Source organism: Paenibacillus sp. J2TS4 (assembly GCF_018403245.1).
Taxonomy (GTDB): domain Bacteria; phylum Bacillota; class Bacilli; order Paenibacillales; family NBRC-103111; genus Paenibacillus_L.
In genome coordinates, this window is the sequence record NZ_BOSH01000004.1 from 89,899 (window position 1) to 106,663 (window position 16,765).

A 16,765-nucleotide genomic window follows, 5' to 3' on the forward strand; every position below is an offset into this window, starting at 1 on the left:
CGGTTTGCCCCGGCTATTTCATTAGGCAAACACCTTTTTGTACAGCCCGTGGGCAACTATCCAATCCGCTCCTCACCAGCAACATAGTATACATTGTGTTCATTAGTCCAGTGAGGAGTTGATTCTATTGTCCAGCTTGGGTCCAAATTCAAAAGCGAATATGATGGTTTCTCCGTTCGGCCTTGCTAATATTCACGCCGCTAATGTATATCCCAACGTGATGCCTAATGTAGCTCCGGCTGCCCTGTATCCGTTCGAGCCGTTTCCTTGTCATCCTGTCTCCCCGGTTGGGGCTGGAGCATGCGACTCAGTCGGGGTGATCCTCGTCCTGTTCATTCTGCTAGTCATTATTTTAAGATCCCGTCACAAGTTTTGAGGCGGGCAAAGATCAACGGCTCCACTCGGGGCCGTTTTTTATGTGCAATGGACCTGTATTTTGTAGGAGCTTAATTATTGGACGGAAGAGAATGTTTAAGTGTCCGATAAAATTATATCCTGCATACCGGCAGTATCCAGAAATTGCTGGCGCTCTATATGGAAAAAGTTGAAGACTCAATAAAAGTGGGCAATATTTTTTAGTATTCGTAAAAATTGTTTCCTGTTTTTGCTGGATGTGTCTTCTATAATGGGAACTAATGCGGGAGACCGCGCTTAAAAGAGAATTCAGACACCACGAAATTCGTTATAAAACTTGCTTAGGCTGCTGTCTTGAAGACCTTTTAGTGAAGCTCGCCGGAGCACGGTTGGCGAGGGTGAAGTTCCTATTTTTAGACCGTTAATTTCTATTGACATAGAGCCTGGTTAGGGTTATGGTTAACTCGAATACAAGTTGTATACAAGTGTAGGAAGCAAGTAGCGATACATCATGAGAGGGAGTAAATTCCACTGTGGACGGTTGTTCAGTCTAATGACCAGTACCGGAAACGGTGGTTCTCGGCCTCGGTGTATCCGGTTTCGCCAAAATGTATTTAATGGGAGATGAGCAAGATGAACAAGATTAAAATAGGAATGATTGGCCTGGATACTTCTCACGTACCGGCTTTTGCTGAACTTTTGACTGACACGAATCATACTTACCATGTGCCGGGCGCGGAAGTGGTTGTTGCTTACCCGGGCGGTTCGGAGGATTTTGAGCTTAGCATCGGACGTGTGGCCGGATATACCGAAACGATGAAGGACAAGTACGGGGTTCAAATTGTAGACTCTGTAGAGCAGGTAGCTGAATTGAGCGATGCGATTCTGTTGGAATCTGTTGACGGTCGGGTGCATAGAGAACAATTTGCCAAGATAGCTCCTTACGGAAAGCCGGTGTTCATCGATAAGCCGTTCACTTTATCGTCCTCGGATGCTTCCGAAATGTTTAAATTGGCCCGTGAACATAACGTGCCGTTAATGAGCGCGTCCGCTCTGCGTTATGCAGAAGGATTGACCGAAGTGTTGGCTACCGGGGACAAGGGAGCGATTATCGGGATGGATGTCTATGGGCCAATGGCTATCCAGCCTACTCAGCCTGGCTTGTTCTGGTATGGAATACATACGGTAGAAATGCTGTTTACCGCTCTTGGCACCGGCTGCAAGTCGGTAACGGTAACGACGAATGAGGATCATGATTTGGCAGTAGGTGTATGGTCGGATGGTAGAATCGGCACCCTGCGAGGCAACAGAAAAGGAAATAATCAATTTGGAGCCCTTGTTCATCGGGAGCAGGACACCCAATTTGTCGACGTCTATACTCACCCGAAACCATACTATGCCAGCATGCTCGAGAAAATTATGGGAATGTTCACAACCGGAGTTCCAGCGATCGACCCGAAAGAAACGGAGCAAATCATCCGATTTATTGAAGCGGCCAACGAAAGCCGTGAGACTGGAAAAACGGTTCTTCTATAAGCCCTTCATAAGAATAGATCTACGATATAACGCCACAGAGCGGACTGTGGCAGATCGACTTCGGATAGAACAATAAATCTATGGGGAAAAGGGGAACAGCGTATATGAAAATGGCAAGGGTCGGCATTCTGCTCGACAAGCAGGCCGCCACAAAACGATGGGCATTTGGACAAAACGTGTTTGAGACATACTTAGGCGAAGTGCTATCCCATGCCGGAATCCCTTATCGGTGGTTGGACAGTCCGGACCAAGCCGATCGGAATAGTCTGGATATTCTAATTGTCGCTTTAAGTGGGGAAGAAGAGGAAAAGGCCGCCAAGCTGCGCCAATTTGCGGAGCAAGGCGGGGGGGTGATTTCGTATGCGGGTCTCAATCGGCTTACAGGAGGGCTGGGATGTGTGGAGCGCCCCGCCCCGTCCCCGGGCTACGCCTCTCTGCCCAAGGAAGGCGGAGACGAAAGACCATTGCGCTATCTCCGGTCCCGACCATGGTTCCACACTGCAGAAGCAGGGATGGTCGTCGAAGCACAAGGAATGCTGCATAAGGATAAGCCTGACGGCGAGGAATCCGGTCCCGCGCTTATTCGCTTCCGGATAGGAGAAGGCTTCATTGATCGGTGGTCGGTGGATATCCCCTATACGATTGTGGCCCTGCAGCAAGGCTCTGGTCCGGTTTGGGAGGATGGAATTCCGGCGGAGGATGGGACTGCCAATCTGGACGAAGGAATATTGAAAGCCGACGACAAGTGTGAGATGGATTGGGAGTACGACAGGCTTTATACAGAACAGGGGACCCCTTATTACGCGCATCCTTATGCTGATTTATGGAGAGAGGCTCTGATCCATCATCTCCTGAAAAGAGCTGTGGGGATGGGACTGACGCTTCCCTTCCTTGGCTATTGGCCGGAAGGCGTTCCTTATGTCGCCCTGATTTCCCACGATAGTGATATTAATCAGGACGAACATGCAGAAGCGACATTGGAAGTATTAAAGGAATGCGGCATTCGTTCCAGCTGGTGTATGCTCGAGCCCGGTTACAGCTCTTATATTTATGATCAAGTCAAGGAGGCAGGTCATGAGCTCGCTTTCCATTACAACGCATTGGATAGTCAAAATGGCCGCTGGGGGGAAGATGAATTTAACCGGCAGCTCGAATGGATGAGAGCAGCTACGGGTCTGACTGAAATTACATCGAATAAAAACCACTATACCCGTTTTGAGGGCTGGGGAGAGCTGTTCAAGTTCTGCGAGAAGAACGGAATTGCGGCGGACCAGACGAGAGGACCAAGTAAAAGAGGAAATATCGGGTTTTTGTTTGGTACTTGTCACCCCTATTTCCCGATTTCCTGGTCAGATGAACATAACCGGCTGTACGACGTATTGCAAGTCGGCTTCCTGACTCAGGATCTGGATCATCAGACTCTCGCAGATTCCAGCGTGATCGTTCCGTTCTTAGAGCAGGCAATGAAAGTCGAAGGAGTGGCACACTTCCTGTTCCATCAAATTCATATCCAGACGCAGCCCAAGGTGGCCGATGCTTTGCGCAAGGTCGTTCGCGAAGCGAAAAGCAGAGGATTCGTATTCTGGACCTGTAAGGAAATTAATGATTGGGAGCGGGCTAGAAGAACAATCATTGTTCAAGAAGTGAACGAACAGGGGAAAGCGATCGTGGAGAACGGAGCCGAAGTGGATGGGGTTGTCGTATGGATTCCTCTTCCCGATGGGGCAGAGACTGGCGCTGCTGTCGAAATGAAATACGGAATCCCATGTGTTAAGCAAGTCCTGTCTAGAACCTCCGTGTAATCAGATGGAAAGAGCAAGCTATCATAACACATATTAAGGAGAATGACAGAATGAGTGGAAAAGTGGCGGCACAAGACAAGTTGGCGATTCTGGGCGGATCACCGGTTAAGACGACTCCTTTTGGAACTGGGAAAAGGTTCGGGATGGAGGAAGTTAAGGAACTGATCGAGGCTTTGGAGCAGAACACGCTGTTTTATCATTTCGGTGGAAAAGTGAAGCAATTTCTTAACGATTTTAACGAGATGTATGGGGTTAAATACAGCGTGGCCGCTTCCTCTGGAACGGCGGCTATTCATGTCGCGCTTGGGGCGGCTGGAGTAACGGCCGGCGATGAGGTGATTACGAGTCCGATTACGGACCAGGGGACTTTGATCGGTATTCTTTATCAGAACGCGATTCCGGTATTTGCCGATTTGGACCCGCATACGTATAATATGACGGCCGAATCGATCGAGGCCCGAATTACAGAACGGACGAAAGCGATCGTTGTCGTACATTTGGCTGGCAATCCGTGCGATATGGACCCCATCATGGCACTTGCAAAAAAACACGGTATTAAAGTTATTGAGGATTGTGCACAAAGCTATCTCTGCCGTTATAAAGGCCGCTTAGCCGGGACGATAGGAGACTATGGCTGCTTCAGTACAAATGACTTTAAACATATTTCTACCGGCGACGGAGGAATTGTGACGGTCAACTCGGGAGAAGAAGAGGATTACTATATTACCCACGCTTTTGCGGATAAAAACTATAACCGCTTCGGCAACGTCTTCCATCGGGACCTTAGCTACTTGGCACCTAACTATCGGATGACGGAGCTGCAAGGAGCCGTCGGAATTGCTCAGCTTAAGAAGCTGGAATGGATTTGTGATCGGCGCAAGGAATACGGCGATCGGATTACAGCGGGCATTCAAAATCTGCCGGGGATTTCGGTTCATGCCATTACAGAGGGAGCGGAATCGAGCTACTGGTTCTATATGCTTCGAATCAAAGAAGAGGAGCTAACCTGTACACGGGAACAGTTTAGCGAGGCTTTGAATGCGGAAGGAATCCCCAATACCCCCGGGTATATCAAAACTGTAGTGTATTTGCAAAGTCTATTTCAGGAGCGGCATGCTTATCCGGGAACCCAGTATCCTTTCAACCTGACAGAGGTTACTTATGAGAAAGGGCTCTGCCCCAATGCGGAGCAGATATTGGATACAGCTATCCGGCTGGGTGTGAATGAATTCTATACCGATCAGGATGTAGAAGAGATCATTGCGGGAATCCGTAAGGTCGCTCTGCATTATCGCAAAAGCTAATATTAAGTCGCCATCAACAATGTTGGGCAGCCATCCGGTTAAGCCTTCAGGGATTCCTGGAGGCTTTTCTATACCGGAAGCTGCCTCTTCCGTGATGAACCATTCCTGCCCTGTTACTCCGATACTCCATAATAAAGAAATCATTTAAGAGCATACAGAAGGGGAGAAAGCCAGATGCAAGGATATGACAAATCTGATTTGAACTCATCAGGGATTCCGCCTCTGCTTGAGCGCGTTGAATCGCAGGACCAGTGGCTGCACAAGCGGAGTCGAATCTTCGACAGATGGATGGAGGTTGTAGGGGGGCTTCCCTCCAGAGAGCCTATCCAGTACGAGGTATTGTCTGAGAGCCAGGAGTCCGACCACCTCCGTCTTCATCTCGTCTATAAGACCGCCTATGGAGATAAGGTTCCGGCCTATTTGCTGATTCCGAGCGATGGGTCCGCCCTGGCACAAGGGAAGCGATACCCCGCCGTTCTCGCTCTGCATCCTACGGCTCCCGAGGGCAAGGATGATGTGGCCACCCCGTCCGGCAGGGAGGGCCGGAAATATGGGTTGGAGCTCGTCTCCCGCGGATATGTCGTCCTCGCTCCGGATACGATAACAGCCGGAGAGCGAGTCTACGCAGGCAGTGAGCCCTACCAAACGGCCCCCTTCTATGAGCAGTATAAAGAATGGAGTGCAGTCGGTAAAATGATGACTGACCACCAATACGGACTGGATCTGCTCACCACTCTGGACTATGTCGATCCGGAACGGATTGGCGCCATTGGCCACTCGCTCGGCGGTTATAACGCCTTCTTTCTGGCTGGAGCCGACGAACGCATCAAGGCCGTCGTCTCCAGCTGCGGATTCAGCACGTTCGCCGGAGACGAGGAGATGCATCGCTGGGGTCAGCGAGACTGGTTTAGCCATTTGCCCGTCGTCTCACAGGAGGCGGAGAAGGGGAGGGTCCCCTTCGAGTTCCATGAAATTGCAGCCTTGGCCGCACCGACTCCGTTTTTTAATTGGAGTGCCCAACAGGATCGAATTTTTCCGCATTGGAAGCTCATATTGGAGGCGCTGGGGGAATTGGATAAGCTGTATAAGTGGATGGGTGCGGAACAAGCCTTTGTTTCATTAATGGGCAATTCCGGCCACGATTTTCCTGATGAAATTCGGCTGCTGGCCTATCGCTTTTTGGATAGATGGCTGAATAATGACAAGCCTGCTAAGACGAGCGATCCGACTCCTTAACGCTAATAATTTCATAGAGCTTGTCGGCAAAGGAGGTGGCCGATTCCATTCCGGCCCAATACATTTCCATCTCGGCTTCCAACTCTTCAATCAGGCTGAAATCTTCGAACAGCTCATGTAAAAAGTAGGAGTTGTCAATCTTGTCCGAGACAATATTGAGCGATTCGAGATAGGGCTTATCCCACAGCTTGTTGTTGATCGGCTGGAGGATCGATAAAAAACGGGTCATCCGGCAAATCTTCTCCTGCACCTCCGGGGCATAAGCCATTTGTAGAAACTGCAAGGCCAAATCCTTGTCTCCGGCATCCGTAGGGATCAGCAGCGCATTGGCCACCATAAGGGTCGCCTTGCGGTCGCCAAATGGCAGCGGGGCGACCAGCGGTTCGAAATTAAGCGGCAGATTTCTCAGGCCGGCCAATTCGATGGATGTTGTCAGAACCATCGCTGTTTTTCCCATAGCAAAGGCTTCGGAATTGAGCAGTCTGGAAAACTGGTACAGATGAGCTGAACGGTTGCGAAACAAAATGTCGTGCAGGAAACGGAGTGTCTCCTGAACTCCTTCTTTACTGGACTCTTTGTTAAAGAATACTCCATTCTGCATGGCGATGACCGGCCAACGACTAATGGAGGAGGATAAGGAAAAGCCGTATTGATCTATGATCCCGTCTCCGTCCGTATCCATCGTCAACTGCTGTGACGCTTGGACGAAATCCTCCTGGGTCCAATCGGGGGCAGGAGGGGTTACTCCGCAGCGTTCAAAGAGCTCAGGGTTATAGGCTAGATAAACGGTGGAGAAGGTTATGGGAGTGGCGGGCAGCTTGTCCCCCGCTCGGAAGGAGTCAATCAGCCTCGGATAGATCATCGGCAAGCTATCCTTCAATGGTTCGCTCAAGTCCAGCGACAGCTCAGGGTCATCCAGTTCTGCCAATTGTCTGTCGGTAACAAAGACGAGGTCAGGCTGCAGCCCGGCTTCGCGGCTGACACGGACCGATTCCCAGAAATCCGAAGTGGGGAAGCGCAGCACCTTTACATCGACATTAGGATAGAGCTGCTTGAATTCCTCCAGCAAATACGGCATGCAGTGATCAATAAAATGCGAAGGGGAAGTCGCCAGTATTCGCAGAACCTTCTGATTTTTTACCGGAATTTTAAGGTTGGGGGCCACCATGGTGCCTTGTCCGACCCGTTTGACCACCAGCCCTTCCTTGGCCAATTGCTCCAAAGATTTCCGGACAGAGGTTCGGCTCATCCCATAATATTTGCATAATTCGTTCTCGGACATTAAATATTGTCCGGGCTTGATGAAGCCTGACCAAATCTGGTCACGCAATATTTGGGCTAACTGCGAGTATAGAAATTCATTTTCTCTCCTCATCGTTTCTGATCTTCCTTCTGTTATATAATTGGATTCTCCTATTATAACACGGATATACAGTGACGACATATTTTACATCTTTGACAAAAAGGCTGGAAATCATCGAAAAGTAAGCTTATAATGAGGTTACGTGTATCATACCTATATCTTTTTATTATTTCCAGAAAAGAGGGTTCAAGATGGACAAATTGGCGATTGACGGTGGAACTCCTGTTAGAACAAAGCCTTTTCCCAAATGGCCTATTCACGGTGAGGTAGAGCAGAAGCTGCTGATGGAGGTGCTTCAATCCGGAGAGTGGGGAGGAACGGCCCGAATCAAGCTGGCTGAGCTGGAGGAGAAGTTCGCAGCCTATCATGACGCTAAATATGCGGTTACGGTAGTTAACGGGACGGTTGCGATTACGGTAGCTCTGCAGGCAGCAGGGGTACAGCCAGGGGATGAAGTGATCATGCCACCCTATACATTTATTGCAACCGCTTCCTCAGCTCTAATGTTTGGGGCTATTCCGGTTTTTGTCGATGTCGATCCAGACACCCTGCTGCTGGATCCGGATAAGGTCGAGGCGGCGATTACAGACAAGACCAAGGCCATTATCGCCGTACATATTGCGGGTGCCCCGGCCAATATGACTCGATTGAAGGAAATTGCCCAGAAGCATCAGCTGCGGCTGATTGAAGATGCTGCCCAAGCCGTAGGAGGCCGATGGGAAAATGTAGGTGTAGGAGCGATTGGAGATTTGGGAACATTCAGCTTTCAGTCCAGTAAAAATATTAATTCGGGCGAAGGCGGAATGATTCTGTCTAACAATGAAGCTGTGGCCGAGATGGCCTGGTCACTGGCTAATGTGGGGCGTATTCGGGAAGGCGGCTGGTACCAGCACGAGCATATCGGTTGGAATTTACGGATGACGGAATTTCAGGCGGCTATCCTGCTTGGCCAAATGACCCGCCTGGATGAACAAATCGCGCTTCGTGAGAAAAACGCAAAGCTGCTTACGGAATTGCTGCAGGACATCGAAGGGATAGAGGTGTTTAAGAGAGATCCCAGAATTACTACCCATGCCTACCATCTCTATATGTTCAAAATCGCTTCCGGATGGACGGATCGGGTCAGCAAGGACGATTTGATAGCCAAGCTTGGTGCAGAAGGAATCGGAGCGAGCCCCGGCTATGTCCCACTGAACAAAAACAAGGCCGTTCTTGCAGAAATTGAAAAATGGACTGGTAAACGCCGTGAATTCGATTGTCCGGTCAGTGAGCGAGCCAGCGAGAAGGAAGTGCTGTGGTTAGTCCAGAACATGCTTCTTGGAACCGATGAGGATATTCATGAAATCGCTAAAGCTATCCAGAAGGTCATGCGCTCGTATTCGTAAAGTAAACCGGGTTATCCATCAGCCGCGGATGCGGCTGTTTTCTTTACCACATTCTATTTGGCGATAAAGAAGATTCACTTCGGTTTTTCTTCAGAATAATAGAGTTCATATATAGCCTAATTAAGGCACTGGCGACTCGTTCACCCTTATCGCTGGAAAAATATTAAAAATTGCCATAGGCTAATGTCTTTATTGTCTCTATATGGCAAGTAAGCCACTACCATGGTACTATTTGGTTAGAACAACATTGAGCGGTATCCCTTGGAGAGCGTGAGCGCACCTTGCGGAAACCGCCGGAACAGGAGTGAGAGCTGTGGTATTGAATCGATTGGGAGTATTAACGGACGAAGTATCCGCTAATTTGACGGAAGCTCTGGATTGGATTGCAGAGCAAAAGCTGGTGCATGTGGAAATTCGCATGGTGGATGGAACGAATGTGGCCGCTCTGTCTAACGAGCAGGTGGCTAGAGTAAAAGAGGAGGTGGAGAAGCGCGGGCTGTTCGTCTCTGCGATCGCTTCCCCTCTTTTCAAATGCGCTTTAGATCCCTCTCGCCCGGTTGCATCCGGAGATACTTTTGGGCAGCAGGAAGAAACGGTGGAGGCTCACTTTGCGAAGCTGGATCGAGCCATTGAAATATGCAAGATGCTCGGCACGGATAAAATAAGAATTTTTTCGTTCTGGCGTGAGAACGATCCTCAAAAATATGAGCAGGAAATTGTGGAGCATCTGCGCAAGGCCGCTCAAATTGCCGGACAAGCGGGAATTATTCTGCTGCTGGAGAACGAGCCTGCATGTAACGGAGGGTTTGCCAGCGAAGTAGGAAGGATCGCGGCCCAGGTCGCTTCCCCCAACCTGAAGGTGCTGTGGGATCCGGGGAATGAAGAATACGGCGGCAGGCCTTCCTACCCGGAGGGATATGAAGCGGTGAGGTCCCAATTGGGTCACGTTCACGTGAAGGATGCCTACATTACTTCTGAAGGAGAATCCAAATGTGTGCCGGTCGGCTCCGGAAAGGTTCCGTTCGTGGACCAATTCCGCGCGCTTGAGAAAGATGGCTATGATGGCTTGTTTACGATCGAAACGCATTACGTTCCAGAAGGAGGTACGCCTAAAGACGGCACGGCGATGACATTAGAAGCGCTCATTAAATTATTGAAGGAGGCGGGTATCGATTGAAACGATGGGGATTCGGATTGATCGGTTGCGGGAGTGTCGCCGATTTTCACATGAATGCCATACGCGAAATCGAACAAGCTAGACTGGTTGCTATATCGGACAGGAAGGAACAGCGGGCTAAGGAAATAGGTGCCAAGGAAGGGTGTGCCTGGACTACCGATTACAAGGAGCTTCTCGCTAATCCAGAGGTGGAAATAGTCTGTTTGACCACGAGCAGCGGAACGCATGGGTCCATTGGCCGGGAGGTTCTTCTGGCAGGCAAGCACCTCGTTGTGGAGAAACCGATAGCGATGACAAGCCGGGAGGCTCGGGAATTGGTTCGCTTGGCTGATGAGAAAGGGCTGACGCTTTCGGTTATTTCTCAGAGGCGATTTGAGGCGCAGCATCAATGGGTTCACCAAGTGTTGGAGGAAGGGAAGCTTGGCAAATTGCTTCTCGTGCAAATTGACGCCCCTTATTACCGCACCCAACAATATTATGATTCGGCGGATTGGCGCGGGACCATAGCGGAAGATGGCGGTGCGCTGATGAATCAGGGCATCCATTCTATCGATCTGATGCTCTGGATGGGAGGTAAGATCCGGTCAGTTTACGGTCAAATTGCCACCCAAACCCATCGGATGGAAGCGGAAGACTTGGGACTTGCGATTGTTAAGTTTGAAAATGGCGCATATGGTACGATTATGGCATCCACGAGCATCCAGCCTGGCTTTCAGCCTTCGTTGTATCTATATGGGGAGCGAGGCTCTATCCAAATTGAAGGAACGACGATCAAGCATTGGACTGTAGAAGGAGTGGACAGACCCGGACCGGTCGAGGCCGCCACTTCGGGTGGGGGAGTATCAGACCCTAAGAGCATTTCGAATCTATATCATAGATTACAATTGATAGATGTTATAGAATCATTAAATACAGGGCGGCCGGTAATCGTGTCCGGGGAGGACGGGTTAAGATCCGTTGAACTGGTAGAGGCGATTTACAAGTCATCGAGCCTTGGCAAAGAAATCGTCCGGGGAGAGGACTGGCCATGAACGGGCCGCTAAAGTTGGGGACGGCCAAGCTGGACATTACTCCACCCAAGCCCATTCCGCTCGCCGGCTTTGCCCATCGGCAAGGAAATTATGATGATATCGCCCGGCGTCTTTATGTCAGAGTCTGGTACTTCCAACAGCTCGATGCGCAAGGTCAGCCACATCAGGCTCTTCTGGTTCAGGCCGATATCATCTGGTGGGGATCGGAGCGAATGGAAGCGATATATGCCCTGCTGGAGAAGCGCTGGGGGCTTAAGCGTGAGGAGGTTATTCTTCATGCGAGTCATACCCATGGCGGTCCCCAAACGAGCGACCTGTTCATGTCCGCGCTAGGCACCATGGACTTGTCCTACGTCGAATGGATGGAAGAACAGCTTATGGCTGGAATCGAGCAAGCTTATGCTAACTTGGAGCCCGTCTCATTGGAGAGAGGGAGCGGGGCTTGTCAGATTGGCATCCACAGGCGCAAAGAAATAGAAGGAAGCATAAGAATGGCCCCTCATCCGGAAGGTCCGATTGATACCGAGGTGACCGTTATTCGATACAGGAACGAAGACGGTGCGGTTAGAGGGGTTATGTTCCATTATACGTGCCACTCCACGACCACTGGAGACAACCGGGTGACGTCTGAATATCCCGGTGCTGCAATGGAAAATGTAGAGAGGGAGCTGGGAGAAGGGGTTATTGCCTCCTTCCTGCAGGGCTGCTGCGGCGATATCCGTCCAGCTCTTATCCGGGAGGGAGCTTTTTACAGTGGAACGGAGGAGGACGTCGGGCGGCTGGGGCAGCAGCTCAGCGATCAGGTGATCGAGGTGTTGAGCAGACCGATGAGTCGGGTGCCATCCGCCGGTCTGGCAAGCCATCGTCAAGCCGTCGAGCTCTCCTTCCGCAAGCTCCCCAGTGTGGAAGAATTACAGGATCGGTCCGGGGCAGAAGGCGTCGCAGGAGAATGGAGCCGCCTGTTAATGAATCATCCTGAACGGAATCGTCCTTCCATTCCTTTAACGATGAATATTATTCGGATTGCGGATGGCCTCGCTTTCTTGGCCATGGACGGGGAAATCGTAGTCGAATACGGTATGTTTATTAAGAAAATTTCAGAAGGAAGCGTGCTGCCGCTTGCCTATAGCAACGGGATGATCGGTTATGTTCCTACCGCGAGACAAGTGGAAGAAGGAGGCTACGAGGGAGGGGATTCTGCCGTTTATTTTGGACTTCCCTCCGCGTTTGAGCCTGCGCTGGAAGATCAGATCAAGGCTGCGGCCGTGAACCTTGTTAATGAAGTGAGGGCTTAACAGGATGGATTGTCGGCATTAAAGACTTCATAGCTCGTGAGGCGGAGAAAGAAGGTGTCTCCAGGGCGAAGAGAACAAATGCAGAATAGAAAGTCAGACATTAAGGCAGGGAGAAGTGCTGAACACGCACCTCTTCCTGCTTTTCATTTCTCGAATTTCGAGAACCGCTTTTGGCTGAAGGTAAATCGTATGCGCTTTATTCCCGGTCCATGTCATGATAAGATAGAACTAATTTAGAAACATGAAATAGGAGCGGTTATATTGCTACGAAGAAGAAGTCTTTTTCAGGAACGGTATACCAAATTTGAAACAGAACTGCGAAACGAAATATTGACCGGAGCGATTAAACCGGGAGAATTTATATTGCCGGAGAACACCCTGAGTCAGAAGTATGGCTTAAGCCGGGTTTCCGTCCGCAAAGTGCTCGCTACTCTGGTGGAAGAGGGACTGATTGAGAAAATCGCCGGCAAGGGCAACCGGGTCAAGCCTCCTTCCGATCAAGTGGAACGAACGGTCATTCATATGTTCTGGTTCTCCTCTTCTTATGAGATTCCAATTATAGAACGCTTAATTCAGCAGTATGAATCCCTTCACCCTTTTATTAAAGTGGAGTTGACGCTGCTGCCTCAATCAGAGTACACCACCTCGATTATTCAAATGATCGATAAAGGAAATCCCGTCGATTTATTCGTTGTCTCGGACCAACATTATCGGGAATTTATGCAATTCGATCGCTTAAATCTGTTGGATAACTACTTGCCGGAGCACCTCGATCCCGAAAGGGATAGTTATCCCCAACTATTCGATATATTTAAAGAGGACGGTCAACAAAAAGTCGTCCCGCTATTTTTCTCCCCCGTCGTGCTGGCCTATAACTCAAAGCTGTTTGAAGAAGTGGGATTGGAGCCGCATCGCGCTATGGAAAGCTGGGACTCCTTCCTGGAAATAGCGAAAAGCTGCACACGAGATCTGAATAACGACGGAAGAACGGAAAGATTCGGCTACTGCTTCTCTACCAGCACGACCCGTTGGCCGATTTTTATGCTGCAAAATAATGGCCGGCTCATGGAACCGGGCCGCAAGCGCTCTGAGTTTGCTTCCTCGCAGACGATAGAGGCGCTTCAGTTTTGTGTGGATTTAATGTACAAGCATAGGGTATCTCCTGTCTTTTTTCACGGAAGCCGTAACAGCGCCGAGCATTTATTTATGAAAGATTTAGTCGCTATGGTGTTGACTACCTATTATTTCATGAATGAATTCCGCAGTTCCGAGGTCGAATGGAACGTTATGCCTGTTCCTGAAGGACGAAAGCAAGCCTCTTTGCTGCTGGGAAGCGGGATTGGCATTAATCGGCAAAGCGCCAATCGGATCTTGGCTCATCGTTTCGTTGACTTTTTAACCGGGAGAGATGCCCAAATTACGGCCAAACAAATGGGCTGCACCATCCCGATGCTTCGTTCGGTCGCCGAGGACGATCAATGGTTGGTGGATGGAATCCATCCGAGAAATTATAACGTGTTCAGAGAAGTGCTCCCTTACTCGGTTTCATTAAATTCGCTGAACCTGTCGCAGCAAGAAATGACCACGATTTGGCAAGAAATGAACTTGTTATGGGCCAATATGGAACAGCCTGAACAAACCGCCAAACGGATTGAACAATGGCTGAATGATAAACTGGATCAAGAACGCACTTGAGGCTGCCGGTAACTAACCGGCAGTTTTTTTGAAAATTGGAATTTATAAAAATCTTTATCGCCAAAATTCGACGGTAAACGCAGGCTTTCTTGATCAGAGATCAAGGACGCCGCAGGCGTTTATCCTTGCATTATTTTATAAGTTTCGGGCTAGACGTCATTTTGTGGGGTTATTTTATACATAATTGGATGCCGGGAGAGAAAAATATAAACATTAACGGACGAAAGGAATCCATTCGGAAAGGAGGGGGAAAAGCGATGATCAGACAATATTTCACGGAACTGACACTGGAAGAAGGGGCTTTGTTAAGTGATGGGCTTCATATGCTCGTGGATAAAGCCGAGGAGGAGCTCGCTTCGGAGTTTATCGAAGTCGTCCAAGTCGTAAAACACGATTCTAACCGGTATACCGTTATTTTAAATATCGACCTGGACGAGGAAGCGAGCGAGTCGGCGAATGCAGAGTAAAGGAGGGCTGCACACTTTCCACGTGCCGGGCTGAGTGCAGCGCGAAAAGCTACCATTGCTAGCTGCGAACTACTGAAAATGGCCCGATATTTGGTAAAAGTGCACTTATTACCTTGTTCGGGCCATTGCAAGGCCACTAGTGGTAAAAATGCACTTATTCTCTGTTCCGCCTATATCCACTCGTGACGGCTCAAATTAGGAGTGTTTTGCTTCTATTCAATAGGCAGCTTCTATAATCCTGCTAGCTACAGCTGTCTCTCTGAGACAGCTGTTTGATTTTCTGTTCATCCGGCGTTACGAATAAAGTCTTATGCTGCTCGTAGATGACAAAGCCGGGTTTGGCGCCGTTTGGCTTGCGAACATGTCGAATGAGAGTATAGTCGACCGGTACTTGACTCGATTCCCTGGCTTGACTATAGTGCGCCGCCAGCATGGCCGCTTCGTGCAGTGTCGCTTCCCCGAACGAATTCCCGCGGATAACGACATGGGACCCCGGGATATCCTTCGTATGCAACCAAGTGTCTGATGAATGCGCCAGCCGGTTAGTCAAATATTCGTTTTGTGTGTTGTTCTTCCCTACATAAATCGGTACCCCTTCACTGGACTGGAATGAAGTGAGCGTGGGCTTGCCGTTTTTTTTCTTTTTGCGAACTTTACGGGAGCGATCCCGAATGTATCCTTGCTCTGCCAATTCGTCGCGAATTTCGTCAATGTCGGATAGCGCTGCGTTATCCAGCTGCTGGAGCAGGGAGTCCAAATAAAGGATTTCCTCTCGTGTGCTGTCCATCTGTTCTTGTACGACGGAACGGCTGTTTTTAATTTTTGTATATTTTTTAAAATATTTTTGCGCGTTCTCTGAAGGGGAGACCAGTGGGTCCAGCTCGATCGTGACCGTACCCTGCTGCTCGTCGTAATAATCGGTCACTTCCACCTGTTTATCCCCTTTTTTAAACAAATGCAGCGAAGCAGTGAGCAGCTCGCCTTGTATTCGGTACCGATCGGCCTCTTTCGCTTCCTCCAGAGTTTCTTGGAGCTTATCCAATTTTTTTATATTTTTCGCCTTTTCATTTTGCAAAAAGCGCAGCAAATCAGACGTTCGTTGGCGAACGGTATCCCGCTCCGCCTTGGTGCCGTAGAAGCTTTCCAGACAAAGGCTGATGGAGGGGTAAGTTTGCTCCTCTCCCCGAACATGAGTAAGACGCGTGGCGGAAAAAAACATTTTGCCGCTGGATTCATCGGTAACGATGGATGGCTCGTAATCGTGCGCTTTAAAATGGTTCATCATGCCGCTGAATGATTGCCATAACGATCGAGAGCTAGTTGCGTCTTCAGCCCGATAGACGATCTCTCTGGCCAGAAGCGGACTGATGCCGCTGTATCGGCGGACGAGCCGCTGCTCGGGCTTGTCTGGTTTATCATCCGTCTCCGAGACCACTTCCATTTCATGAACAAACGAAGCTTCGTTCTCCTCCAGCGGATAGATTTTGTCCTGCTCCGGAGGAGCGACATATAGGCTGCCGGGCAATACGACACGATAGCTGCTGATTGCGGGAGTGACATGATGGATGCCATCGAGAATAACGCCACTGACCGGATCGAGCAAAATAATGTTGCTATGGCGGCCCATGATCTCCACTAAGATCGTTTTGGAGCTCAGATCGCCCAGTTCATTGCGATGCTTGATCTGGATTCGAATCACTCTTTCCAGTCCATCCTGCTCAATCGACTCAATAGAACCGTTCTCACAATATTTACGTAACAGCATACAGAACATGGGAGCTTCCAATGGATTCATAAATTGCGCTTCCGTCAAGTGAACCCGGGGATAAGTCGGGTTGGCGGATAGCAGAAGCCTATAGTTATTGCCCTGTGACCGGATGTGCAGCAGGACATCGTTATTTGACGGTTGGTGGATTTTACTGATACGACCGCCCACACACGCTTGCAGCTCGCGAACGATCGCGCGGGTGACTATTCCGTCTAATGCCATAGTTTGATCACTCCATTTCCTCTTTGACCCGGATAATAGCTGCGTGAAGCATTTATAAGTTTTCGAGGTTAAAGCGGGTCTCTTCCCAAATTTTATGATGGAATGCAAAAATACAGTCGATGGGTGACTT

The 16,765-nt window shown here is 49.5% G+C and carries 13 protein-coding genes; 11 read left to right on the plus strand and 2 right to left on the minus strand.

Going from position 1 to position 16,765, the window contains the following annotated elements; all coding sequences use genetic code 11:
• Positions 1-127: 127 nt before the first annotated feature.
• From KJS69_RS10580 to KJS69_RS10600, 5 genes are all read left to right on the plus strand, one after another.
• A complete protein-coding gene (locus tag KJS69_RS10580) occupies positions 128-376 on the plus strand; it encodes a hypothetical protein (RefSeq protein WP_213584110.1) in 249 nt (82 codons plus the stop codon).
• A gap of 611 nt (positions 377-987) precedes the next feature.
• A complete protein-coding gene (locus KJS69_RS10585; protein ID WP_306434406.1) occupies positions 988-1,890 on the plus strand; it encodes a Gfo/Idh/MocA family protein in 903 nt (300 codons plus the stop codon).
• A 104-nt stretch (positions 1,891-1,994) separates the two neighbouring features.
• A complete protein-coding gene (locus KJS69_RS10590) occupies positions 1,995-3,692 on the plus strand; it encodes a polysaccharide deacetylase family protein (RefSeq protein WP_213583733.1) in 1,698 nt (565 codons plus the stop codon).
• A 50-nt stretch (positions 3,693-3,742) separates the two neighbouring features.
• Positions 3,743-4,996, plus strand: a complete 1,254-nt coding sequence (locus KJS69_RS10595) for a DegT/DnrJ/EryC1/StrS family aminotransferase (protein WP_213583734.1) — start codon at positions 3,743-3,745, stop codon at positions 4,994-4,996.
• A 174-nt stretch (positions 4,997-5,170) separates the two neighbouring features.
• Positions 5,171-6,232: an alpha/beta hydrolase family protein gene (locus tag KJS69_RS10600; protein WP_213583735.1), complete on the plus strand. Its 1,062-nt coding sequence runs from the start codon at positions 5,171-5,173 to the stop codon at positions 6,230-6,232.
• On the opposite strand, the gene KJS69_RS10605 is transcribed toward KJS69_RS10600, so the two are convergent.
• Entirely contained in the window at positions 6,207-7,607 is a 1,401-nt protein-coding gene (locus tag KJS69_RS10605; protein ID WP_213583736.1) for an extracellular solute-binding protein, read from the minus strand. The genes KJS69_RS10600 and KJS69_RS10605 overlap by 26 nt on opposite strands.
• Positions 7,608-7,786: 179 nt before the next feature.
• Here KJS69_RS10605 and KJS69_RS10610 point away from each other — a divergent pair, with 179 nt between their 5' ends.
• The 6 genes from KJS69_RS10610 (at position 7,787) to KJS69_RS10635 (ending at position 14,645) form a co-directional block, all read left to right on the plus strand.
• Positions 7,787-8,980: a DegT/DnrJ/EryC1/StrS family aminotransferase gene (locus tag KJS69_RS10610; RefSeq protein ID WP_213583737.1), complete on the plus strand. Its 1,194-nt coding sequence runs from the start codon at positions 7,787-7,789 to the stop codon at positions 8,978-8,980.
• Positions 8,981-9,293: 313 nt separating this feature from the next.
• Positions 9,294-10,157, plus strand: a complete 864-nt coding sequence (locus KJS69_RS10615; protein ID WP_213583738.1) for a sugar phosphate isomerase/epimerase family protein — start codon at positions 9,294-9,296, stop codon at positions 10,155-10,157.
• A complete protein-coding gene (locus KJS69_RS10620; protein WP_213583739.1) occupies positions 10,154-11,188 on the plus strand; it encodes a Gfo/Idh/MocA family protein in 1,035 nt (344 codons plus the stop codon). The genes KJS69_RS10615 and KJS69_RS10620 overlap by 4 nt, the downstream gene beginning before the upstream one ends.
• The gene (locus tag KJS69_RS10625; RefSeq protein WP_213583740.1) at positions 11,185-12,483 is read left to right on the plus strand and encodes a neutral/alkaline non-lysosomal ceramidase N-terminal domain-containing protein; all 1,299 of its coding nucleotides are present in this window, start codon (positions 11,185-11,187) and stop codon (positions 12,481-12,483) included. The genes KJS69_RS10620 and KJS69_RS10625 overlap by 4 nt, the downstream gene beginning before the upstream one ends.
• A 261-nt stretch (positions 12,484-12,744) precedes the next feature.
• On the plus strand, positions 12,745-14,178 hold the full coding sequence (locus KJS69_RS10630; RefSeq protein ID WP_213583741.1) for an extracellular solute-binding protein: 1,434 nt from the start codon (positions 12,745-12,747) through the stop codon (positions 14,176-14,178).
• A 257-nt stretch (positions 14,179-14,435) separates the two neighbouring features.
• A complete protein-coding gene (locus KJS69_RS10635; protein ID WP_213583742.1) occupies positions 14,436-14,645 on the plus strand; it encodes a hypothetical protein in 210 nt (69 codons plus the stop codon).
• 241 nt (positions 14,646-14,886) lie between these two features.
• Here KJS69_RS10635 and KJS69_RS10640 read toward each other — a convergent pair whose 3' ends face one another.
• On the minus strand, positions 14,887-16,635 hold the full coding sequence (locus KJS69_RS10640; protein WP_213583743.1) for an Rqc2 family fibronectin-binding protein: 1,749 nt from the start codon (positions 16,633-16,635) through the stop codon (positions 14,887-14,889).
• Positions 16,636-16,765 lie beyond the last annotated feature (130 nt).